The following is a 20,948-nucleotide window of genomic DNA, read 5'->3' on the forward strand; positions in this document are numbered from 1 at the left end:
GGCGGCGCTTGTCCTGACGATGGATTTTGGCCAGCAGGCGGGTTACGTTGGGAAAAATTGCGCCAGTCGGAGAGGGGAATCGTGACCCACATCACTGCCCGCACGCGTCATAACCGACTCGCCCACGTGCGATCGATTGCTTCAGCCGGCACCCCGGCCAATACAAAACCCTATAGAAGCTGCGCAGCAGCCTGATGGGCGGCTTAGTCCAACAGGCATTTATTCGCCATGCTGCGCACGGCGAATAAATGCTGAACAGTTACGTTTCTTCAGGATTGAGCACATGATTACCGGGATCAATCACATTACTTTTTCTGTCAGAGACCTGAGCGCATCGATCCAGTTCTATCGTGATTTTCTAGGTATGAAGCTGCATGTTTACTGGAATACTGGCGCCTATCTCACGGCTGGTGACATGTGGCTTTGCTTGAGCTTGGGCGAACCTGAGCCCGCCAAAGACTACACGCATGTCGCCTTCAGTATCAGCGAAAAATCGCTCTCGGAGCTGCGCGCGAAACGAAGCGAGGTTGGGGTCGAGGAGTGGAAACAGAACACTAGTGAGGGCGACTCGCTGTATTTGCTTGATCCAGACGGCCATCGCCTCGAGCTTCACTGCGGCACCTTGACAACGCGCCTAGCGGAGCTGGAGATGGCACCCTACAAGGGGCTCGTATGGTGCTGAAACGTAACAATCGGCTGCACAGCGACCGCTTTTCCGCTGCTTCGCAGCTCCAAACCGGCGCGTGAGCGCGGGCGTTATCACACAGGGAAGTTGAGTCAATGAATCTATCAGGTAGCTGCCTTTGCGGAGGCGTCAAATATAAACCTGATTCCGTGAAGCCAGCGCCGACACTTCCCCTATCACCGCCAGTGCGCATTTTTTGACCTCCGATTCCGTCTCAACTGCCCAATGCATGCCGGTGATGGCCGACCAGGGCGGCGTCGACCGGCGACGGCAGCCCGTTTTGACATGCATAGCTACCCGCCGGGCACGGTGATGCTGGCTGCCGGTGACCGTCAGCCCTCTACGTGATGTCGTTGTCCGACAGACGATCAGCATGGTGTGCCTCGGGGATAGCGAAGGCGGCATCGCAGGGTGTTCAACACCGTCATGCGCCCGATGTCCTGCCCGAAGTCGAGGATGACCTGCCGTGCCTTGTGGATCACGAGAGCCGCGCGATGTACCAACTCTTGGAGCACGGTGCGGATCCGGCGCCGCTTGGCGGGATGGCGCACCGGGCTCAGCTCGCCGGTCATGCCCATCTGGCCCATCAGCCGCAGGATGTTGTAGGCCAGCTGGGCGAGGTGCAGAATCAGATCATTGGTGGCGAACTTTCCCGACGGCAGCCGCTCCAGGTCGAGATCGGTCTTGATCTCGCTGTGAAACTGCTCATGAGTGGCATGCGCCTGGTAGCGTTTGATCACCGCCTCCGGCGCCTCGTCCAGGCTGGTCCACCAGCCTTCCAGCTCATACTCCGGTTCGAGCAGTAACTGGCCATCGTGATCGGCGGTGCGCTCCACCAGGCGCATCACGCGCTTGAGCTCGTACTCAGACCGACCATCGCGGATCGAGACGGTCTGCGTCCATAGTGCCTGGCGCTTTCCGGGCGCAATTCTTCCCAATAGTCCGCCGCCACGGCCAGCCAGGTGTCCTGATCGGCCGTGGCCGAGTCCCGCGGGTTCCATTTGACGAGGTAGTCCAGCTGGCGGCCTTCCTCGGCAAAGGCCAGCCGCTGCCGTTCGAGAAGGGCCAGATGCGCTTGGCTGTCGAAGCCGCTGTCCTCACGCAGCAAGATAGGTCGCTCGGTCAGGCCTTGGGCGCGGGGCAGCACCCGCTCCAGGAAGGCGTTGCTCTCCTTCATGGTGTGCTGCTTGCCGGGACGCAGTTCCAGGCCCAGACACCACCCTTCGTTGCCCAGGTAGGCGGCGATTGGGGTGTAGCCGTCGACCTTCTTGTAGGTCCGCGAGACGCCTTCCTTCTTCGAGTTGCTGTTGTCCATGACGAAGGTGTCGATGTCGAGGCAGACATGTGTCGTCTCGGCGGTGATCGGTGCCTCCACCAGCGACAGCAGGGTGGTGGACCAGGTGGCGGTGCGTGCCTGCAGGTCGTTGGCGGCAAGCTTCTCCAGCCGCTGTCGCAGCGTCGCCGTGCTCGGCACCTTCTGCAGGGTCAGCAGTTGCTGGAAGGGCTTGTCGCGACGGAAGTTTTCGATGGCATCATAGTCGCTCATGCCCAGGCACAGCAGGCCCAGGTAGCTCTTGACCACGTCGCTGGTGCGCATGCCCAGCGTGGTGGGGAAGCGGCTGTCGATGCTGTCGACGCCGGCGATCTCGAGGCACTGCCCGATGATGGATAGCCCGGCGTGGCTGGTAAGGGTGCGGCGACTGGCGCGGAATTTGACGTTGGGCATGGCACTGTCTGGGTGAATGGCGATATCAGCTATATTGCCATTCAGGTCAGTGAGTTAGAAGCATTTCGGGTGGCTGACCTCACGGATTCAGGATAAAGTAAATGGTGATCTTAGTGATGTCTACAATTGCCATTGCTCTATGTGCCGAAAACTCCATGCGGCGGCTTTTCGCACCTGTGCCAAGGTGCGGGTCGATGACTGGCAGACCGTCAGCGGGCATGAGCTACTCAAAGCGTATGAGTCCTCACCGGGAGAGTTCAAGGTTTTTTGTATGAACTGTGGATCGAGCATTCACACTAAATTCGATTTTAACCCTGAGTATTATGCGCTCCCTCTAGGCACTCTTGATACTGATCCGGGTGTTCGCGCAAATCGCCATGTATTTGTGGGAAGTAAAGCACCATGGTTCGATATTACTGACGACCTCCCCCAGTTCACTGAGAATGGCTGATACAGTGATGACAAGCCTTGTAAGTTGGGTGTCTCTGACGCCTTGCCTCTCTGCCTATTGTTAATGTAATGTTATACTTCCCAAGTCGACAGTGTCGCACTTGCTATCGCGCCAGGCGCGCAGTACCATGTTCGACTTGATTATGTTTAGAGAAATAGGCTCATGTCGCTTCCCCCTGTCCGAACTGTCAGTCTGAGTATGTATATCAGGATCAAGACCACCTGGTGTGTCCTGAGTGCGCTCATGAGTGGAATCCGTCAGAAGTGGTTGCTGAAGATGTCGTGTCGGTGAAAGATGCGAATGGAACCTTGCTGTCCGAGGGTGACAAGGTCACGTTGGCCAAAGACCTGAAGGTAAAAGGCAGCTCGATCGTGCTCAAGATCGGCACGAAGGCCGTGATTCGCCGCATTGTAGACGGCAAGGACCATCAGCTGGACTGCAAGGTGGATGGTGCCGGCGACATGATGGTGACCGCCCAGTTCGTCAAAAAGGCCTGAGCCGGCTATCAGGCCCAGATGGTATCGGAAATACTCAGCCCCCATGATTGCCAGGGTTCCATCATTCGGGAGTGTCCAGCATGTTTACTGGCTTAAGCGCCTTTCCCTTGACCCCGATGAATGAGAGCGGTCTCGATGAGGCCGCCTTCGTTCGCTTGATCGAGCGCCTGGTCGCAGCCGAAGTCGATTCGATCGGGGTGCTGGGCTCTACCGGGAACTATGCCTACCTGACGAAGGCCGAGCGGGCGAGGGTGGTGGCGCTTGCGGTGGAGCATGCGGGCAAGATCCCGGTGATCGCCGGCATCGGTGCGCTGCGCACCCGCGATGTGCTTACCCTGGCCGACGATGCCCAGGCGGCGGGCGCGAGCGGGGTGCTGCTCGCGCCAATGTCCTACCAGAAGCTGTTCGCCGAGGAAGTCTATGGGCTCTTTGAAACGGTGACACAGGCCCTGTCGGTACCTCTGTGCGTCTACGATAACCCCGGCACCACGCAGTTCGTTTTCACCGACGCACTTCATGCCCAGATCGCCCGGCTTCCCATGGTGGCGTCCATCAAGATTCCCGGCGTGCCGGTGGAGCCGGAGGCTGCAAGAGCCCGGGTTGAGGGACTTCGCGAGCAGATTCCCTCCCACGTTACCCTGGGGGTGAGCGGCGATGCCGTTGCCGCCACCGGGTTGAATGCCGGCTGCGAGGCGTGGTACTCCGTGATCGGGGGACTCTTTCCCACCACGGCGCTGGCGATAACCCGCGCCGCCCAGGCCGGGGATGCCGAGCAGGCGACACGCCTGTCAGAGCGCTTAGCGTCGCTATGGGCCTTGTTCCGCGAGAACGGCGGCAGCCTGCGCGTTGTCGCGGCCGCCGCGGAACTGCAGGGGGTGGTGGATTCGCCCTGCTTGCCGCAGCCGCTGAGATCCCTGAGCGGCGAAGGGCGCCAGCGGCTCGCGGCCGCGATGGAGGCGTTGGCTTTGGCGTGACGAAATGCCCACGCTTCGCGGCGTCAGAGGGCGAGTTCTGTGGCGCTTCCGTGATCTCTTGCTCTGCTTGATGCACATCAAACCTTTGATGGGAACGCCGCTTGAGTGCTTTATCCTCTGGCGTGTGTCGGCGACGATTGCCTGACCGGCGAGTCGTCCCATGGCTCGCGCATTTCCCCTGTTTCTGGAGTCGGACATGAGCAGCTTGAACGGAAAAGTGATCGTCATCACCGGCGGTGCGGGCGGCATCGGCGAGACCACGGCGCGCATGGCGTACGACCAGGGCGCTAGCGTGGTGATTACCGACCGCGAGGCGGCCCCGGTCGAGGCGATTGCCGAGTCGCTCGGTGAGCGTGCGCTGGGTATGGCGGTGGATGTCAGCCGGCGCGAGGATAACGAGCGCATGGTGGCGGCGACGCTGGAGCGCTTCGGTCGGCTGGACGGGGTGTTTCTCAATGCGGGTATCGAAGGCGAGGTGGGCCCGTTCGATAGCCGTTCCGATCGGCCTGGGAGAAGGTCTTCGCGGTGAACGTGCACGGCGTGCGCTTCGGCGTGGAGGCGGCGCTGCCGGCGCTGCGCCAGGCGGGCGGCGGCAGCGTGGTGATCACCTCGAGCGTGGCCGGCGTGCGCGGTGCCTCGGGGCTGTCACCCTACGTGAGCAGTAAGCATGCGGTGGTGGGGATGATGCGCTGCCTGGCGGCGGAGCTCGGCCCGGAGGGCATTCGGGTGAACACCCTGAATCCGGGCCCGGTGGACAACCGCATGATGCGCTCCATTGAGGATCAGGCCAATCCGGGCCACGGCGAGGAGGTGCAGCAGGCCTTTACGGCACGAATTCCCCTGGGGCGCTATGTCACCAACGAGGAGTGCGCGGGCATGGCAGTGTTCCTGTTCTCCGACCTGGCCTCCGGCTGCAACGGCAACACCTACCTGGTCGACGGCGGCTACTGCGCTCAGTGAGGCGCGTCGAGCCAGGCCAGCTCCAGCCGAAACGGTCCGGCGGTTCGGTCGGCGAGCATCACCCCTAGCTGGGTGACCGCCGCCGGATCGAGGGGCGGGGCATCCTCCAGCAGCCGGCCGCGAAAGGCCGGCTTGAATGCCTCCCAGGGTAGCGCCACCCGCTGCCATTCGCCGGCGGGCGGCTGGAACAGCGCCCGGTAGGCAGCCCCCCTGGGCAGCTGGTCGGTATACAGGCGCAGCTGATAGCGGCGGCCATCGCCGCGCACGTGGAGGGACAGGGCGTCGGCGTCGCTGAGGTTGAAGGCCTGCGGCTCGCGGCGCACCGAGGCGAAGCCGCCGTTGTTCTCCAGCGAGATCTCGCCGCTGAAGATGCCCACGCCGGCCTCCACCCGCATGCCCCCGCGAGAGATGCCCCCCATGACGCCGTCGTTGATGGCCCGCCAGCGGTGTGGCTCCTCGGGGTCCTGGAAGTCGATCAGGTGTGACATGGGCTCTCCCGGTAGCGCGGTCTCAGTCGTCACGGTACCCCGCCGGTCGCTGGCTTGCACATCGGAGAAGAAAAAGAGAAACGTGAACATGGCAGCAACGGTGCTGATGACGACGATCGTAGTGATCAGAAGAAAGCGCGGCATAACCGTTCCTCATCGTGGCGATCGAAATGACCGGCATGGCATCGGCAGCTTGGCATGTCCCCCGGCGTCACGCCACTGGCGGTCCCGTGCCGCGGCGCTGCAGGGCGATCGCGGCCCGCGAGTCACGATGTGACCGCCGGGGCGGGTGCCTTTTTGTAACCGCGCCATGACGCCCGGTGGGAAAAGCTGGATAATGGCGGGTTTCCCCTCGTACTGCCCACGCCAACTCGTCCGGTGCCCCATGGAAATCAAGGTCAACTATCTCGACAACCTCCGTCTGGAGGCCAAGTTCGACGACTTCACGGTCATCTCCGACCAGCCGATCCGCTATAAGGGCGACGGCTCGGCGCCGGGGCCGTTCGACTATTTCCTGGCCTCCTCGGCCATGTGCGCGGCCTACTTCGTCAAGGTCTACTGCAACGCCCGGGACATCCCCACCGAGAACATCCGGCTGTCGCAGAACAATATCGTCGACCCGGAGAATCGCTACCAGCAGATCTTCAAGATCCAGGTGGAGCTGCCGGAGGATATCGCCGAGAAGGACCGCCAGGGCATCCTGCGCTCCATCGACCGCTGCACGGTAAAGAAGGTGGTGCAGCAAGGCCCCGAGTTCCAGATCGAGGTGGTCGAGAACATCGACGAGGACGCCCAGGCGCTGCTGATGGGCAAGGCGATGGGCGAGGGCAGCACCTGGATCGAGGGCAAGGACCTGCCGCTGGAGCAGACCATCGCCAATCTCTCCGCCCACCTGGCGGAGCTCGGCATGAAGATCGAGATCGCCTCATGGCGCAACATCGTGCCCCATGTGTGGTCGCTGCATATCCGCGACGCCGCCTCGCCGATGTGCTTCACCAACGGCAAGGGCGCCACCAAGGAGAGCGCGCTCTGCTCGGCGCTGGGCGAGTTCATCGAGCGGCTGAGCTGCAACTTCTTCTACAACGACCAGTTCTTCGGCGAGGCGATCGCGGACAGCGACTTCGTCCACTATCCCAACGAGAAGTGGTTCAAGCCGGGACCGGGCGACGCGCTGCCGGCGGAGATCCTCGATGAGCACTGCCGCGAGCTCTATGACCCGGAAGGGGAGCTTCGCGGCTCGCACCTGATCGACACCAACTCCGGCCGGGCCGATCGCGGTATCGTCTCGCTGCCCTTCGTGCGCCAGTCCGACGGCGAGACAGTCTACTTCCCCTCGAACCTGATCGAGAATCTCTATCTCAGCAACGGCATGAGCGCGGGCAACACCCTGGCCGAGGCCCAGGTGCAGTGCCTCTCGGAGATCTTCGAGCGCGCGGTGAAGAAGCAGATCATCGAGGAGGAGCTGGCGCTGCCGGACGTGCCCGAGGAGGTGCTGGCGCGCTACCCCGAGATCGTCGAGGGCATCGAGGCGCTGGAGGCCCAGGGCTTCCCGGTGCTGGTCAAGGACGCCTCGCTGGGCGGTCAGTTCCCGGTGATGTGCGTTGCCCTGATGAACCCCAAGACCGGCGGCGTCTTCGCCTCCTTCGGCGCCCATCCGAGCTTTCATGTGGCGCTGGAGCGCAGCCTCACCGAGCTGCTGCAGGGTCGCAGCTTCGAGGGCCTCAACGACTTCCCGCCGCCCACCTTCAACTCCCTGGAGGTGGCCGAGCCCAACAACTACGTGGAGCACTTCATCGACTCGTCCGGGGTGATCTCCTGGCGCTTCTTCAGCGCCCGCTCGGATATCGAGTTCTGCGACTGGGACTTCACCGACGGCGGCGCTCGTCACAACGAGGAGGAGGCGGCGGCCCTGTTCGGCCTGCTGGAAGAGCTGGGGTTGGAGGCCTACATGGCCATCCACCAGGACCTGGGTGCGCCGGTGTGCCGCATCCTGGTGCCCGGGTTCTCGGAGGTCTATCCGGTGGAGGATCTCGTCTGGGACAACACCAACGTGGCGCTGCAGTACCGTGAGGATATCCTCAACCTGCACCGCCTGAGCGATACCGAGCTGGCCGACCTGCTCGAACGGCTGGAGGAGAGCCAGCTCGACGAGCACATGGACATCATCACCCTGATCGGCATCGAGTTCGACGAGAACACCGACTGGGGGCAGCTCACCATCCTCGAGCTGAAGCTCTTGATCCACCTGGCGCTGGGTCAGCACGAGGAGGCCCTGGAGCGGGTCGGGATGTTCCTGCAGTTCAACGACAACACCGTGGAGCGCAACCTCTTCTATCGCGCGGTGCAGGCGGTGCTGGAGATCGCGCTGGACGACGAGCTGGAGATCGACGACTTCCGCTACAACCTGGGCCGGATGTTCGGCGAGGCGACCATCGCGGCGGTGATCGGCTCGGTCGACGGCAGCGTGCGCTTCCACGGCCTGACGCCCACCAGCATGGCGCTGGAGGGTCTCGAGAAGCACCAGCGCCTGATCGAGAGCTACCAGAAGCTGCACGCGGCGCGAGCCGCCAGGGCGGCGCTGCGCGCCCCGGCCTGATCGCCAGCGGCGCCGCCGGGCCGCGTCATCCTCATCAAGCCCCCGAGTCAGTTCACTGGCTCGAGGGCTTGGCGTTTTGGGGGCGGCGATCCGGCGGCGCTTACAGGGTGCGCCAGGGGAGGGCGGGGGTTCCTCCAGCGCCTCGACCAGCAGGTCGAGGGCGCGGCTCAGCGCCTCCCGGGAATCGGCGGCGCTCAGGCAGAGGCGCAGCGCCTGGGGCGCCGGCTCGCCGCCGACGCAGAAGGGCTCGGCGCTGGTGACCCGCAGGCCCCGCCGCTCGAGCCCCTCGAGCAGGGCGGCGCTGCGCAGCTCGCCGGGCAGCGGCAGCCAGAGGTTGGCGCCGTGGGGGCGCCCGGCAGGGGCGTAGGCCGCCAGGCGCTGGCGGGCCAGGCGCTGGCGCGCGCCCAGCTCCTCGGTCTGCCAGGCCAGCAGCCGCTCGCTGTCGCGGCTGGCCACCCAGCGGCACACGGCTTCCACCATCAGCGGCGGCACCATCCAGCTCTGGGCGCGCAGGGCCGCGCCGAGCCGCTCGCGAAGCGCCGCCGGCGCCGACAGGGTGCCGATGCGCAGCCCGCCGGCCAGCACCTTGGCGGTACTGAACACGAACAGGGTGCGCTCCGGCGCCAGCCGATAGAGCGGCGTGCCGCGCTCGGCCTCGGGCAGGTACTGCACGCCGTCTTCGAGAATCCAGAAGTCGTGCTGCCGGGCCAGCGCCGCGAGGCGCTCCCGCCGGGCCTCGCTGAGCGGCACCCCGGTGGGGTTGTTCTGGTCGGGGGTGACGTAGACCAGCCGCGGCGGCTGCTGGGCGCAGAGCCGCGCCAGGGCGTCCAGGTCCATGCCGCTGTCGTCCATCGCCACCCCCAGCACCTTGAGGTGGGCCTGCTGAGCGGCGCCGATCAGCCCGGGATAGGTGAGCGCATCGGCGGCGATGCGCTCGCCGGGGCGGGTCAGCGCCTGCAGCGCCAGGCTGATGCCGTGCTGGCCGCCCTGGGTGATCAGCAGCGACTCCGCCGCCACCGGCATGCCGAGCCCGGTCATCCACTCCGCCAGGCACTCGCGGTGGGCGGGCACGCCGCGTTCGGGCTGGTACTCGACGCAGCGCTTCAGCACCTCGTCGTCCTGGGCGATGGTCTGCAGGGCGCGACCCAAGGCCGCGGCGCGCAGCGGGTGGGGCGGCGGCAGGCTCAGGCTGAGGTCGATCACGTCGTCGTCGCCGGGGCGATTGGCCAGGAAGGGGCGACCCGCCGAGGCCTCGGCGCCGCGCACATAGGTGCCACTGCCGACCCGGGCCGTTACCCAGCCCTGGCGCTCGGCCTCGGCGTAGGCACGGGTCACGGTGCCCACCGTGACGCCCAGGGCATCGGCTAGGCGCCGCTGGGGGGCAGGCGCTGGCCGGGCTGCAGTTCGCCGCTCTGCGCGGCCCGGGCGATGGCCTCGCCGATGGCGCGGTAGCGAGGGCCCTGATCGTCGAGCCGGGGTATCCAGATTGTCATGGTAACAATAAAACCTTTGACGCCAAAATTGCACCGATTATGCTGGAAAAGCTAGCCGATAAGACGCAATTAATCAACTATTGTATGGGTGCAATTCAATGGAAGCCTTGGCATTCCTCGGGCCGGCGGCCCTGTTCATGATCTCCATGACCATCACCCCCGGCCCCAACAACGTGATGCTCACCGCCTCCGGAGCCAACTACGGTTTCCTGCGCACCCTGCCGCATATCTTCGGCATCCTGGGCGGCTGCTTTTTGCTGTTTGCCGGCATCGCCCTGGGGCTCGGGCTGCTTTTCGAGCGCTACCCGGCGGTGCAGATGCTGCTGCGCGTGGTGGGCAGCGCCTATCTGCTCTACCTGGCGTGGCGCATTGCCACCGCGCCGCCGCCCGATCTGCGCCGCGGCGGGGAGGGGCGGCCGCTGAGCTTCTGGCAGGCGGCGGCCTTCCAGTTCGCCAATCCCAAGGCCTGGGTGATGGGCCTGGCGCTGATGGCGGGCTTTCTGCCCAGCGGTGGCGACACCCTGGTCAATGCCCTGCTGCTGGCCGGCTTCGCCGAGCTGGTGGCGCTGCCTTGCATCGCGCTCTGGGCGGGCTTTGGCACCGCCATCGGCCGCTGGCTGCATACGCCGCAGGCCTGGCGACGCTTCAACGCGCTGATGGGTGGGCTTACCGCTGCCTGCGTGATATTCATACTGGGGTGATTAGAGGAGAGATGATGATGCTCGAGACGCGGCTGGCGGTGCGCGAGGATCATCGGCAGCAGGACGGCTACGTGCATGCCGGCGTACTGGCCACCGTGGGCGACCACACCGCCGGCGCGGCGGGGCGACGCTGACCATGACGAAGATCGCCATCGCCGATCTGGAGCGCGCCGCCGATGGCGCTTAGGGCCGTGGTGGCGGTGGCGGTGGCGGTATAGACTCGTCGGGAAAGTCTCAGGAGATGAGCCGTGACCCTTGCCAGCCGACCCCGCTTCTGGCGCCATGCGCGCTTGCCGCACCTGGAACTGCGCCTGGTCGACGATGGCCGCAGGGTCGGCTATGCGCCCCATAGCCATGTGCAGTGGTCTCTGGGTGCTGTGACCGCCGGGCGGAGTAGCTTTCATTACCGGGAGGCTTGTCACCCAATTTACGCCGGTCAACTGGTGATGATGAACCCGGAGTGGGTACACGCCTGCAACCCCATCGACGATCAGCCCTGGGGCTACCGCATGCTCTATGTGGACACCGACTGGCTGACTGAACTGCGCTTCGGGGCAGGGCTGCTCGAGACGCCGCGTTGGCAGGATATGCCCACCGCGGTGGTGACAGATCCCGCCTGGTATGCTGGCTATCTGCGCATGACCGATGCCCTGCTGGACCCGCACCGTGACCTGCTGGACAAGCAGAGCGAGGTAGTCGATTACCTCTCGGCGCTGATGCGCCACCTGGCGGGGCAGCCGGCCCAGCCGCGGCCGCTACCGCCGGCGCTCCTGCGCGAGTTGGCCGCCTACCTGGACGCGCACCCCACCCAGGAGGTCTCCCTGGATACCCTGTGCGCGCGCGCCGGGTACAGCCCCGGGCACCTGATCCGCGTCTTCAAGCAGCACTTCGGCCTGACGCCCCACGCTTACCTGATCAATCGCCGTGTCCAGTTGGGGCAGCGCGAGCTCAAGCGGGGCACGTCCATCGCCGAGGCGGCACTGAGAGCCGGCTTCAGCGACCAGCCGCATTTCCAACGCACCTTCAAGCGCCTGGTGGCCGCCACCCCGGATCAATACCGCCGCTCGCGTCTCGAGCCCTAGCCGGCGCTGATCTCGTTGGCGTGTGCACGGTTTAAGAGCCTAGTGGCATACCTGTCGTTCGGCATGGGCCTCTACCTGGCCGCGCTGGCCTGGGTATCGTGGGTCTGACCGGAATCGTCCCCAGGCAGCGCCCGATACCTGGGCCATGTGCCCCCTCACAGATAAGGAAACCGACCGACATGGAAGCAAGGATCCGCCTCGTGCGCATCGCCAGCGACTCGCCCCACCTGGCTACCCTGGCGAAACGGACCCACGACGCCTGGGGGCACCTGCACCCCGGCCGGAGCCTGGAGCGCGCCATCGCCTTATTGCGGGACGAGTGTGGCCCGGCCGGGGTGCCCTCGGTGTTCGCCGCCCTGGAGGGTGACACCCCGGTGGGGACGGCCAGCCTGGTGGCCGACGATATGAGCGACCGTCGCGACCTGACGCCCTGGCTGGCCTCGGTCTTCGTGCTGCCGGCGTGGCGGGGGCAGGGCATCGCCTCGCGGCTGGTGCAACGGGTGGAGGAGGAGGCCCAGGCCGCGGGGCTCGGCCACTTCTACCTCTACACGCCGGATCAGCAACCCCTCTACCGGCGGCTGGGCTGGCGTGACCTGGAAGCGCGCGACTACCGTGGCGAGGCGGTGACCATCATGCGCCGCGATTTCGTCATGCCTCGCAGATAGTGCGGGGGCTCAGTCTATCAACAGGTAGACGCAGCTGACGGCGAGCAGCAGCGCCAGGCTGCGGTTGATGGTGACCAGGACCGCGGGACGGTGGACGTAGCGCCGCAGGAAGGCCCCGGCATAGACCCAACTGGCCAGGGAGAGCCAACAGATGGGCAGGTAGAGGGCGGCGAAGAGCCCCACCTGGCCCATGTCGCCGCCTGTATAGGCGCCGATGCCCGAGGCCGAGGCCAGCCAGGCCTTGGGATTGAGCCACTGTATCAGGGCCCCCGCCATAAACCCCGGGGCCCGCTGGCCGTCATCCTCTGGCAGCCGGCCATCGTCGCGAAACAAGCGCAGGCTCAAATAGAGCAAGAAGGCCACCCCCGCCCAGCGCAGGGCCGTTTCCAGCCCCGGTACCACCGCCAGCAGCGAATAGAGCCCCAGGCCTACGGCGAGGAACAGCACGATAAAGCCCAGGGTCGCCCCGGTGACGAAGATCAGCCCCCGGGGCAGGGGGTAGCGGGTGCCGCTGCTCAGGCAGACCAGGTTTACCGGGCCGGGGGAGATCGAGGCTGCCAGGGCGAAGGCCGACATTGGCAAGATCAGGGACAGGGTCATGGGGGATTCCTCGAAGGCAAACGATGCCCCGAGTCTGTCCTCCTCCTGCCCCCCGGTATTGCACAAAATTGCCCTGAGTCACGACCTGACGGGGCGCCGCTCGATATCCCGCCGGAGCCTGAGACGCCTACGCCCAGCGTGGATCGGCGGTGAAGGACACGGTGAACCAGCGCTTCTCGGGTGGGATGGAGAGCCCGGCGCTGATCTGCTCGCGAATCTCGTCGAGCACGGCGATGCCCTGACCGGCACCGAACTCGGGCGTGGTGACGATATGGATCTCGATGAAGTGGCCACGCCCGGCCTTGGCCACGTGGCTGTAGTACTCGAGTAGCCCCTCGCGTGCCATCACCGGCACCATGGCGGCGTGCACTTCGCGGTCGATGTGGCTGGGGGCGATCAGGAACACCTCCTTCAGGGCGCGGCGCACGATGCCGATGGGCACCGGCATGAAGCACACCGTCAGCACGACCAGCAGCAGCGAATCCACGTAGCGGGTCCAGTGGGCGTAGTCGGTGCCCTGCAGCAGCAGCGCAATGAGAAAGGCCACCAGCAGCGAGGCGGTGATCAGACCGGCCATCAGCCAGCTCTGGATATCGATGCGCACGAACTCCGAGTCGGCGCGGCGGTTCAGGCGCTTCTCGTAGGTGAACATGCCGAAGCAGACAATGGCCACCACCACCGCATAGGCGATGGCGATACCGAAGTCCAGCTCGCGGCCGCCCTCCATCAGCCCCTGCACGGCGTTGAGGAAGGCGTAGAAGCACAGCAGCATCAGGATGCTGCCATTGAGCGCGGCCACCAGCGGCTCCAGGTGCCAGTAGCCGTGCTGGAAGCGCTGGCTGGCCTCTCGCACGGCGAGCTTGGCCACCAGCAGCGCCAGTGCTGACATGGCGGCATCGATGGTGGAGAAGACCCCGTCGAAGAGAATCGACTGGGACCCAGCCAGCAGGCCGAGGGTGACCCCCAGGGCAGACACCAGCAGGGTCATGACGATGGATAACTTGAGGGCGCGCTGTTCGAGGGTGGCTTGCATCTGGGGCCTCTGATACATAAAGCCCTCTATCTTATCCGAAAGTTTAATGCCGAGGGAGGGGGGCACCTGCTTTGGCAGCGGGGGCGTTGACAGTTCGTGATTCCAGCTGCTAGGCCAAAAGAGCGGGAGTCCAATGGCCAGATCCTCATGACGCCGAACACGACACAAGACTTCCTGGTGCGCGCCAACGAGGCCCTCCAGCAGGGCGAGTGGGAAGCGGCGCTCACCTCGTTCCAGAGCCTGCTGTCCGAGCATGAGACGGCCGAGGCGTACGAGGGGCTGAGCTGGGCGGCCTGGTGGCTCAACGACGGGAGCATGTCGATCGGCTCCCGCGAGGCGGCCTATCGGCTCTACCGCCAGTCCGGGGACGACACCGCTGCGGCGCGCATGGCGATGTGGCTGGCCATGGATCACGGCGACTTCCGGGGCGAGCGGGCGATCGCCAATGGCTGGCGGGAGCGGGCACGCCATCTTCTCGAGGAGCTGCCGCTCGCCCCGGAACACGGCTGGCAACGGGTCCTCGAACGCTGGGCACCCATCCTGGTGGCCGAAGATCCTCAGCAACTCAAGCGCTGCGCCGCCGAAGCGAGCGACGTCTCTCGGCACTGCGGCGATACCGATCTGGCCATCCTGGCGCGTGCCATGGAGGGGCTTGGCCTGGTGAGCGAAGGCCGGGTGGCGGCGGGCATGGCGTGTCTCGACGAGACAGCGGCGGCGGCACTCGGCGGTGAACTCCAGCAGGAGGTGTGGAAGATCGCCATCTTCTGCTTTCTCGTCGATGCCTGCGATCGGGTCAGGGACTTGAGACGCGCGGCAGAGTGGTGCGAGCAGATGCATGAACTTGTCGATCGCGTGCGATTGGTCGGCGCCCAGGGGATCTGCCGAGCGCGTCTTGGTGCCATGCTGACGCTGCGCGGCGAGTGGCGGGAGGCGGAAGCGACCCTGACTGAGGCCCAGGCCCTCTTCGAGGCCAGTCGACCGCCCTGGGAAGCCGAAGCCGCGGTACGGCTCGCCGAGCTGCGTCGGCGGCAGGGGCGTGGCGAGGAGGCCAGGCAACTGCTGCAGCGGGCCGAGTGGCACCCGCTGGCTGCCCTCGGGCTCGCCCGCCTGGCGCTGAAGGCCGGCCGCCTGGCGGATGCCGAGGACTGGATCGACCGCGATCCGCGGCAGATTCCGTCCGCCAATCGTTTGCAGCGTCTGGTCGGTTGGGAGCTCTGGGTCCAGTTGAGCACGGCGCGGCGCGATGCGGCCCGTGCCCGTGAGGCGCTGAGCGAACTGGAGGCCATTGCCGAGGTGCTCGATTCAACGGCGCTGCGCGGTGCAGTCTGCCAGGCGAGGGCCAGGGTGGCCGACACCACCGGGGAGCGGGCGCGGGCCAAGGCCTGTTTCGAAGACGCCGTGGCCTGTTTCGAAGAGTGCGGCATGCCCTATGAAGGGAGCTTGGCGCGCCTCCAGCTCGCCGAGGTACTGGCTTCGCTGGGTCGACCGGCCCGTGCCGCCGAGGAAGCCACTGCCGCCCGCGCCAAGTTGAAGGCGCTCGGTGCCGCCGACGCGCTTGAACAGACGGACGTCTTCCTGGCCGATCTCGACCGGCCCGCGGTCGGCTCCAGGGCCGAGCACCGATTGAGTCGCCGCCAGCTCGAGGTCCTGCGCCTGGTGGCCACGGGCAAGACCAACAAGGCGATTGCCGCCGAGCTCTGCCTCAGCGAGAAGACGATCGACCGCCACCTCAGCAACCTCTACGACAAACTCGGCGTCGCCTCCCGGACCGCCGCTACGGCCTACGCCTACGAACACCACCTGATCTGACGCCCGCCGGCCGGTCACCATGGGAGAATTCCCCATCCGGCGTCCTCCCTCGCTTGGGGGTTTCCCTCGATGGCAGGCCCGGCTGCCTGCCCTAGCCTGAAGAGTGAACCCGCCAATACGGAGGACGACATGACACATTCTGAACTCACCGGCGTCCGTGAACGGTACACTCCCGTCCTGCCGCACCATGAACAGGCAGCACTCACCTGGGGGCTCGGCGGGCACGACTACGACACCATCAGTTTCGGGGTCTCCGACGCCCTGGCCCATGCGGCGCAGCGGCTGAGCCCTGGCTCCGAGGAGTCGGTTCTCGACGTCGCCACTGGCACCGGCTGGACGGCCCGCAACGTCGCCCGGGCGGGGGCCAGCGTTACGGCCGTCGACATCGCCAGCGAGTTGCTGAGCGCGGCGGAGACACTGTCGGCCCATACCCGTCCGCCGATCACCTTTCGGCAGGCGGATGCCGAGGCGCTTCCCTTCCCCGATGCTAGCTTCGACGCTGTGATATCCACCTTCGGCGTGATGTTCGCTGCCAATCACGACCAGGCCGCCAGGGAGCTGGCGCGGGTCTGTCGCCCGGGGGGCGGCTGGTCCTGCTGGTCTGGGACCCCCAGGGCAGCGTCGCCGACTTCCTTGGCATCATCGGCAAGTACAGCCCCGCCCCGCCACCGGGACCCTCGCCCCTGGACTGGGGAGACCCGGCCCACGTCCGCGAGCTGCTGGGGCAGGACTTCGCGCTCACCTTCGAGCCGGGCGTCAATGATCACTACCTGGCCGACGAGGAGAGCGCCTGGCAGTGGTACGCCCAGGGGTTCGGCCCGATGAAGCGGGTCATCGAGTCGCTGCCGGCGGACCGGCTCGCCGATTTCAAGCGCGAGATCGATGCCTACCATGGAAAATTCCGCACCGACGCCGGGCTGCACATCCAGCGGGAGTACCAGGTGATTCTCGGCCAGCGCAAACCGGGAGGAGGAGTATGAGATGGGATCCCCTCGACCCCGAAGAGGGAGCGGCGCTGGACGAAGAGTGCGGTATCGAGCGCTGAGGGGGCGGTTCGAGGGGAGGGGGTAGCTGGGCCGTGAGTGCATGACTCTGCACTAGACTGGTAGCAGCCAGTTGATCCGGGAGGAGAGGTCATGCTGCTCGAAGGTTCCTGCCACTGCGGCGCGGTGCGGTTTCGCGTCGCGTCGCCGCACCCCTACCCCTACCAGCGCTGCTACTGCTCGATCTGTCGCAAGACCGCCGGGGGTGGCGGCTACGCCATCAACCTGAGCGGGCGGGCGGAGACCCTCGTGGTCGAAGGCGCCGAGCACAAGGGTGTCTACCGTGCGGTGGTCGACGGCGCGCTAAGCCCCGGCGAGCGCCACTTCTGTCGCCACTGCGCCAGTGCCCTCTGGGTCTTCGATCCCCGCTGGCCGACGCTGGTCCACCCATTCGCCTCGGCCATCGACAGCGAACTGCCGATCCCGCCCGAGCGGGTCCACCTGCTGCTGGACAGCAAGGCCAATTGGGTGGAAGTGGAGGCGCGCGACAATGACCAGTGCTTCGCCGGCTACCCGGAGGAGAGCATCGCCGAGTGGCACCAACGGCTGGGGCTGGAGAAGTCCGACGACGAATACCGCTGATGGATGCGGGATTAATGTCGAGGGAGTGGAGAAGCCCACATGAGCGACCTATGCATCGAGACATGGGGCTCGGGGGAGCCTGTTGTCCTAATACACGGCTCTCTGGCGACCGGCCGGGAGGAGTGGGAAGCGCAGCAACCGCTCGCCGGTGAGGGCTACCAACTTCTCGTGCTCGACCGGCGCGGCTACGGATGCAGTCCAGCGGCAGCGGGCGAAGACTTCTTGCAAGACGCGGATGATATCGCTGAGGTGATGGGCGATGGCGCTCACCTTGTCGGCCATTCCTACGGCGGTATGGCCGCGATGTTCGCCGCGGCCCGCCGTCCCGAAGCGGCGCTCTCCCTGGCGCTCCTTGAGCCAGCCGCGTTCTCTCGCACGGCACGATGGGGCGGCACGGGCTCTCGTCAATGGGATTCGGGAGATGTGGGATCTCGATATACCGGATGGTGAGTGGGCGGAGTGCTTCCTCCGGGCCGTGGGGACGGATCCCCAGACGCTTCCCCTGGCGTCCTCGACCAAGTCGTGCCGCTGGTCCCGGTACTTCGCTGGGGAAGAACGACGTGGGATATGGCACTTCCGCTCGTCGACCTAAAGAAAGCTGGTTTCCCCAAGCTCGTCGTCTCCGGGGGCCATGGGGAAGGATTCGAAGCGATCTGCGACGAGTTGGCGGAGAGTATCGACGCGTTTCGCCGGGTCGTAAAAGGCGCTGGCCACGAGATCCAGTTGACCGGTGATCCCATCAATCAGGCGCTGCTGGAGCTGTGGCGTTTGGCGTCATAGGTTGGCGCCGGGGCGCCGGTGGTCACCGAAAGCATGACCTTCTTCTCGGGAAAACGGCCGCGGTCGTAGCGCATGCTGCCGGTGTAGAGCCTGCCGTAGACGACACCCCGGTCGAACCAGCCCTTGAGCATGGCCGGCTGGGCGTGGCGCTGTTCGAGCGCTCGCGCATGGGTTATGCGCCGACCCCGGCGGGGGAGGACCTGGCGGCGGCCTGCCGGCATCGCTTGACCTGGCATCGGTATGCTGCGCAAGTCTCTTGGCCCGCTCATCTATGTGTATCGCTACTTGAGAGAACGAGAATGAATAAAACTTTTGCCATCTTGCTGGGATCGATGGCCATCGTGCTAATGGGCTGTACCGCCATGGAGGGTTCAATGACACATGACGAACCGCTGGTGAACACCTACTGGAAGCTGACCCAGGTCGGCAATGCGACGCCCGAGGCGGTAGACAGCCAGCGTGAGGCGCATTTCGTGCTGCACACCGAGGACAACCGCTTGGCGGGCTCCACCGGATGCAACCGCCTGGCCGGTGATTATCGGCTGGAGAGCGAGGCCCTTCACTTCGGCCCCCTGATCACCACGCGCATGGCCTGCCTGCACGGCGGTGAGACCGAGCAGGCCTTCCTGGCCGCGCTGGAGGCAACCGCAACCTGGCAGATCGAAGGCCAGACGCTGACCCTGCGGGATGCCTCTGGCACTGCCGTGGCGCACTTCGAGGCGGTGCATCTCAACTGATAAGCGATGCCGACAATCCTCAGCGAGCGCCATGGCCGAAACTCTAGCGCGGCCCTATGATCGAGCGTACGAACTCGCCCTTGGCTTGGGTATAGGCTTCTCGACCCGCATGGTGGCGGGAAGCCAGCTCGCGCTTGAGGTCGGCATAGCGTGTGGCCAGCGCCGGGTCGCGGCTCAGAGCGTCGCGGAATGCGAGTCGCTGGCGCCACAGCTCGCCGTTGAGCACCACCACATGCAGGTGGTGGGTACGCCGGCCGTTGGCGTGACGCATGAACCAGCGGCGGTCGCTCAGGCCGGCGTTGAACTCAATCGAGGTCACGTAGCCGTAATCGAGCATTGGCTCGAACAGGGCGTCGGCCATGGCCATGGAAGCGACCCCGGCCATGACGTCGATGATGGGCTTGGCCGGCATGCCGGGCATGGCGGTACTGCCAATATGCTGTACGTCGAGCAGCTCGGCGTGGAATCGCTGCAGCAAGCGGTCGCGTTCGGCGGCGTAGCGTGCCGGCCAGGTGGAATCGTACTCCACCAACTGCACTGGCTCGTCAATGGCCTGCTGCAGCGACTGGGCGTCGTTCATCTAGTCTCCTGAATCGCCGAGCGCCCACCTGACCGCTTCCTCGGCATGAATGGCCGTAGTGTCGTAGAGCGGTACCTCGGTATGGGTCTGCTGCACCAGCAGGGCGATTTCGGTGCAGCCGAGGATTACCGCCTCGGTGCCACGTTCGTGTAGCGAATCGATGATCTCCAGATAGCGCTGCCGTGACATTTCCTTCACCTCGCCCAGGCACAGCTCGGTATAGATCACCTCGTGAATAAGGTCGCGCTGGGCCTCGTCGGGTACCAGGACTTCGATGCCGAAGCCCTCGGCGATTCGCCCCTTGTAGAAGTCCTGCTCCATGGTGAAGCGGGTGCCGAGCAGGCCGACACGCTGAATGCCGTCATTGGCTAGGCGCCGTGCCGTGGCATCGGCAATATGCAGCAGCGGGATGGAGGTCGAGGCCTCGATCTCTGCTGCGACCTTGTGCATGGTGTTGGTGCCGATCAGCAGGAAGTCGGCACCGCCGGCCTCCACGCTGCGAGCGGCGTGGCTGAGGATCTCGGCGGTGGCGTCCCAGTCGCCGGCGTGCTGCAGCCGCTCGATCTCGGCGAAGTCGACGCTGTAGAGGCACAGCTTGGCCGAATGCAGCCCGCCCAGGGCGTCCTTGACCCCCTCGTTGAGCGCCCGGTAGTAGCTGGCGGTGGATTCCCAGCTCATGCCGCCGAGCAGGCCAATGGTCTTCATGGTCGTGTCCCTCCTCTTATTGCCGTTCACTCCATCACTGTCGAACGGCTCGACTATGTCTCGTATTCGTCATGACGTCGGTTCCAACCATAGGGTGGCGTCTGCGGCCAGCCTGCCGGTGAGTCCTCCCAGCTCTCCTGGCGACCGTAGGGCGTCAGGTCCAGGTAGGACCACAGGCTGCCGAGGTACTCCACGCCGCGTTTGCCGCTGAAGTAGGTCCGGTAGATACGCTCGCCGTCGCGCAGGAAGACGCTGATGCCATGGCGTTCGCCGCGGTCGGTGTCGGGAGCATGACAGTTGCAGCTCGTCACGCCCATGTCTTGGTTGAAGCTGCCGTTCAGCGACGAGTACCACGTCGGGTGCTGCCAGCCCATGCGTGCCTGATAGCGTAGAAGCTTTTCCCTCGATGCGCGGGAGACCAGCACCAGGGTGGTGTCGCGGGCGTGCAGGTGGGCGGGGTGGGTCATGGCGTCCACCACCCAGGAACAGCCGTCGCAGCCGGCCTGCCAGTCGGGGCCGAACATGAAATGGTAGACGATCAGTTGGCGACGTCCCTCGAATAGGTCGAGCAGGCTGGCTTCGCCCTGTGGCCCATCGAAGACGTAGTCGGCGCTCACCTCGACCATCGGCAGGCGGCGTCTCGCAGCGTTTAGGCGGTCGCGCTCACGGGTATGAGCCTTTTCGCGGGCGATCTGTTCGTCCAGAGCGATGCGCCATTCTTCTTCGGAGACGATAGGGGGCAGGGCCAGGGGTACCATAGT

The 20,948-nt window shown here is 65.5% G+C and carries 24 protein-coding genes and 3 pseudogenes; 17 read left to right on the forward strand and 10 right to left on the reverse strand.

Going from position 1 to position 20,948, the window contains the following annotated elements:
- Positions 1 to 283: 283 nt before the first annotated feature.
- A complete protein-coding gene (gene fos, locus ACSJDS_RS10140) occupies positions 284 to 682 on the forward strand; it encodes a fosfomycin resistance glutathione transferase (protein WP_473033160.1) in 399 nt (132 codons plus the stop codon).
- Between the two features lie 371 nt (positions 683 to 1,053).
- Here fos and ACSJDS_RS10145 read toward each other — a convergent pair.
- Positions 1,054 to 2,411 (reverse strand): annotated as a pseudogene (locus tag ACSJDS_RS10145) (IS1380 family transposase).
- 85 nt (positions 2,412 to 2,496) lie between these two features.
- On the opposite strand from ACSJDS_RS10145, the gene ACSJDS_RS10150 reads away from it, so the two are divergent.
- The 5 genes and pseudogenes from ACSJDS_RS10150 to ACSJDS_RS10170 all read left to right on the forward strand — a co-directional run bounded on the left by ACSJDS_RS10150 (position 2,497) and on the right by ACSJDS_RS10170 (position 5,293).
- A complete protein-coding gene (locus ACSJDS_RS10150; RefSeq protein ID WP_473035017.1) occupies positions 2,497 to 2,862 on the forward strand; it encodes a GFA family protein in 366 nt (121 codons plus the stop codon).
- A 173-nt stretch (positions 2,863 to 3,035) separates the two neighbouring features.
- Positions 3,036 to 3,359 (forward strand): annotated as a pseudogene (locus tag ACSJDS_RS10155) (zinc ribbon domain-containing protein YjdM); the annotation flags it as partial.
- Between the two features lie 80 nt (positions 3,360 to 3,439).
- On the forward strand, positions 3,440 to 4,333 hold the full coding sequence (locus ACSJDS_RS10160; RefSeq protein WP_473033162.1) for a dihydrodipicolinate synthase family protein: 894 nt from the start codon (positions 3,440 to 3,442) through the stop codon (positions 4,331 to 4,333).
- Positions 4,334 to 4,529: 196 nt separating this feature from the next.
- On the forward strand, positions 4,530 to 4,862 hold the full coding sequence (locus ACSJDS_RS10165) for an SDR family NAD(P)-dependent oxidoreductase (protein ID WP_473033163.1): 333 nt from the start codon (positions 4,530 to 4,532) through the stop codon (positions 4,860 to 4,862).
- Positions 4,859 to 5,293, forward strand: coding sequence for an SDR family NAD(P)-dependent oxidoreductase (locus tag ACSJDS_RS10170; RefSeq protein WP_473033164.1), 435 nt, complete (start codon positions 4,859 to 4,861; stop codon positions 5,291 to 5,293). Before ACSJDS_RS10165 ends, ACSJDS_RS10170 begins: the two co-directional genes overlap by 4 nt.
- Here the strand turns inward: ACSJDS_RS10170 and ACSJDS_RS10175 are convergent.
- Positions 5,287 to 5,925 (reverse strand): CIA30 family protein, encoded by a 639-nt coding sequence (locus ACSJDS_RS10175; RefSeq protein ID WP_473033165.1) that lies wholly within the window; start codon positions 5,923 to 5,925, stop codon positions 5,287 to 5,289. The two genes, ACSJDS_RS10170 and ACSJDS_RS10175, sit on opposite strands and share 7 nt — an antisense overlap.
- Before the next feature lie 241 nt (positions 5,926 to 6,166).
- Here ACSJDS_RS10175 and ACSJDS_RS10180 point away from each other — a divergent pair, with 241 nt between their 5' ends.
- Positions 6,167 to 8,377, forward strand: a complete 2,211-nt coding sequence (locus ACSJDS_RS10180) for an OsmC domain/YcaO domain-containing protein (protein ID WP_473033166.1) — start codon at positions 6,167 to 6,169, stop codon at positions 8,375 to 8,377.
- A 213-nt stretch (positions 8,378 to 8,590) separates the two neighbouring features.
- On the opposite strand, the pseudogene ACSJDS_RS10185 reads toward ACSJDS_RS10180, so the two are convergent.
- A pseudogene (locus ACSJDS_RS10185) lies at positions 8,591 to 9,721 on the reverse strand (aminotransferase-like domain-containing protein); the annotation flags it as partial.
- A gap of 20 nt (positions 9,722 to 9,741) precedes the next feature.
- Positions 9,742 to 9,870 (reverse strand): hypothetical protein, encoded by a 129-nt coding sequence (locus ACSJDS_RS10190; RefSeq protein ID WP_473033167.1) that lies wholly within the window; start codon positions 9,868 to 9,870, stop codon positions 9,742 to 9,744.
- Between the two features lie 98 nt (positions 9,871 to 9,968).
- Here ACSJDS_RS10190 and ACSJDS_RS10195 point away from each other — a divergent pair, with 98 nt between their 5' ends.
- From ACSJDS_RS10195 to ACSJDS_RS10205, 3 genes are all read left to right on the forward strand, one after another.
- Entirely contained in the window at positions 9,969 to 10,571 is a 603-nt protein-coding gene (locus tag ACSJDS_RS10195) for a LysE family translocator (protein ID WP_473033168.1), read from the forward strand.
- 248 nt (positions 10,572 to 10,819) lie between these two features.
- Positions 10,820 to 11,653 (forward strand): helix-turn-helix domain-containing protein, encoded by an 834-nt coding sequence (locus ACSJDS_RS10200; RefSeq protein ID WP_473033169.1) that lies wholly within the window; start codon positions 10,820 to 10,822, stop codon positions 11,651 to 11,653.
- Between the two features lie 179 nt (positions 11,654 to 11,832).
- Positions 11,833 to 12,318, forward strand: a complete 486-nt coding sequence (locus ACSJDS_RS10205) for a GNAT family N-acetyltransferase (RefSeq protein ID WP_473033170.1) — start codon at positions 11,833 to 11,835, stop codon at positions 12,316 to 12,318.
- 9 nt (positions 12,319 to 12,327) lie between these two features.
- Here ACSJDS_RS10205 and ACSJDS_RS10210 read toward each other — a convergent pair whose 3' ends face one another.
- Together ACSJDS_RS10210 and ACSJDS_RS10215 are read right to left on the reverse strand one after the other, a co-directional pair.
- Positions 12,328 to 12,918, reverse strand: a complete 591-nt coding sequence (locus ACSJDS_RS10210) for a LysE family translocator (protein WP_473033171.1) — start codon at positions 12,916 to 12,918, stop codon at positions 12,328 to 12,330.
- A 127-nt stretch (positions 12,919 to 13,045) separates the two neighbouring features.
- The gene (locus ACSJDS_RS10215; protein WP_473033172.1) at positions 13,046 to 13,951 is read right to left on the reverse strand and encodes a cation diffusion facilitator family transporter; all 906 of its coding nucleotides are present in this window, start codon (positions 13,949 to 13,951) and stop codon (positions 13,046 to 13,048) included.
- A 147-nt stretch (positions 13,952 to 14,098) separates the two neighbouring features.
- Here ACSJDS_RS10215 and ACSJDS_RS10220 point away from each other — a divergent pair, with 147 nt between their 5' ends.
- The 6 genes from ACSJDS_RS10220 to ACSJDS_RS10245 all read left to right on the forward strand — a co-directional run bounded on the left by ACSJDS_RS10220 (position 14,099) and on the right by ACSJDS_RS10245 (position 18,165).
- The gene (locus ACSJDS_RS10220; protein ID WP_473033173.1) at positions 14,099 to 15,760 is read left to right on the forward strand and encodes a helix-turn-helix transcriptional regulator; all 1,662 of its coding nucleotides are present in this window, start codon (positions 14,099 to 14,101) and stop codon (positions 15,758 to 15,760) included.
- A 129-nt stretch (positions 15,761 to 15,889) separates the two neighbouring features.
- Entirely contained in the window at positions 15,890 to 16,585 is a 696-nt protein-coding gene (locus ACSJDS_RS10225; protein ID WP_473033174.1) for a class I SAM-dependent methyltransferase, read from the forward strand.
- Positions 16,582 to 16,740 (forward strand): hypothetical protein, encoded by a 159-nt coding sequence (locus ACSJDS_RS10230; protein ID WP_473033175.1) that lies wholly within the window; start codon positions 16,582 to 16,584, stop codon positions 16,738 to 16,740. Before ACSJDS_RS10225 ends, ACSJDS_RS10230 begins: the two co-directional genes overlap by 4 nt.
- A gap of 156 nt (positions 16,741 to 16,896) precedes the next feature.
- Positions 16,897 to 17,385: a GFA family protein gene (locus ACSJDS_RS10235; protein WP_473033176.1), complete on the forward strand. Its 489-nt coding sequence runs from the start codon at positions 16,897 to 16,899 to the stop codon at positions 17,383 to 17,385.
- Positions 17,386 to 17,424: 39 nt separating this feature from the next.
- Positions 17,425 to 17,835: an alpha/beta fold hydrolase gene (locus tag ACSJDS_RS10240; RefSeq protein WP_473033177.1), complete on the forward strand. Its 411-nt coding sequence runs from the start codon at positions 17,425 to 17,427 to the stop codon at positions 17,833 to 17,835.
- Positions 17,836 to 17,952: 117 nt separating this feature from the next.
- Positions 17,953 to 18,165, forward strand: a complete 213-nt coding sequence (locus ACSJDS_RS10245; RefSeq protein ID WP_473033179.1) for a hypothetical protein — start codon at positions 17,953 to 17,955, stop codon at positions 18,163 to 18,165.
- Here ACSJDS_RS10245 and ACSJDS_RS10250 read toward each other — a convergent pair.
- The gene (locus ACSJDS_RS10250; protein ID WP_473033180.1) at positions 18,129 to 18,386 is read right to left on the reverse strand and encodes an NAD(P)H-dependent oxidoreductase; all 258 of its coding nucleotides are present in this window, start codon (positions 18,384 to 18,386) and stop codon (positions 18,129 to 18,131) included. The two genes, ACSJDS_RS10245 and ACSJDS_RS10250, sit on opposite strands and share 37 nt — an antisense overlap.
- 153 nt (positions 18,387 to 18,539) lie before the next feature.
- Here ACSJDS_RS10250 and ACSJDS_RS10255 point away from each other — a divergent pair, with 153 nt between their 5' ends.
- A complete protein-coding gene (locus ACSJDS_RS10255) occupies positions 18,540 to 18,902 on the forward strand; it encodes an META domain-containing protein (RefSeq protein WP_473033181.1) in 363 nt (120 codons plus the stop codon).
- 43 nt (positions 18,903 to 18,945) lie between these two features.
- Here ACSJDS_RS10255 and ACSJDS_RS10260 read toward each other — a convergent pair whose 3' ends face one another.
- The 3 genes from ACSJDS_RS10260 to ACSJDS_RS10270 are packed head-to-tail and all read right to left on the reverse strand — an operon-like array spanning position 18,946 to position 20,945.
- Entirely contained in the window at positions 18,946 to 19,482 is a 537-nt protein-coding gene (locus tag ACSJDS_RS10260; protein WP_473033182.1) for a GrpB family protein, read from the reverse strand.
- The gene (locus ACSJDS_RS10265) at positions 19,483 to 20,187 is read right to left on the reverse strand and encodes an aspartate/glutamate racemase family protein (protein WP_473033183.1); all 705 of its coding nucleotides are present in this window, start codon (positions 20,185 to 20,187) and stop codon (positions 19,483 to 19,485) included.
- A 53-nt stretch (positions 20,188 to 20,240) separates the two neighbouring features.
- Entirely contained in the window at positions 20,241 to 20,945 is a 705-nt protein-coding gene (locus ACSJDS_RS10270) for a DUF899 domain-containing protein (protein ID WP_473033185.1), read from the reverse strand.
- Positions 20,946 to 20,948 lie beyond the last annotated feature (3 nt).

Source organism: Halomonas sp. SL18_1 (genome assembly GCF_055755715.1).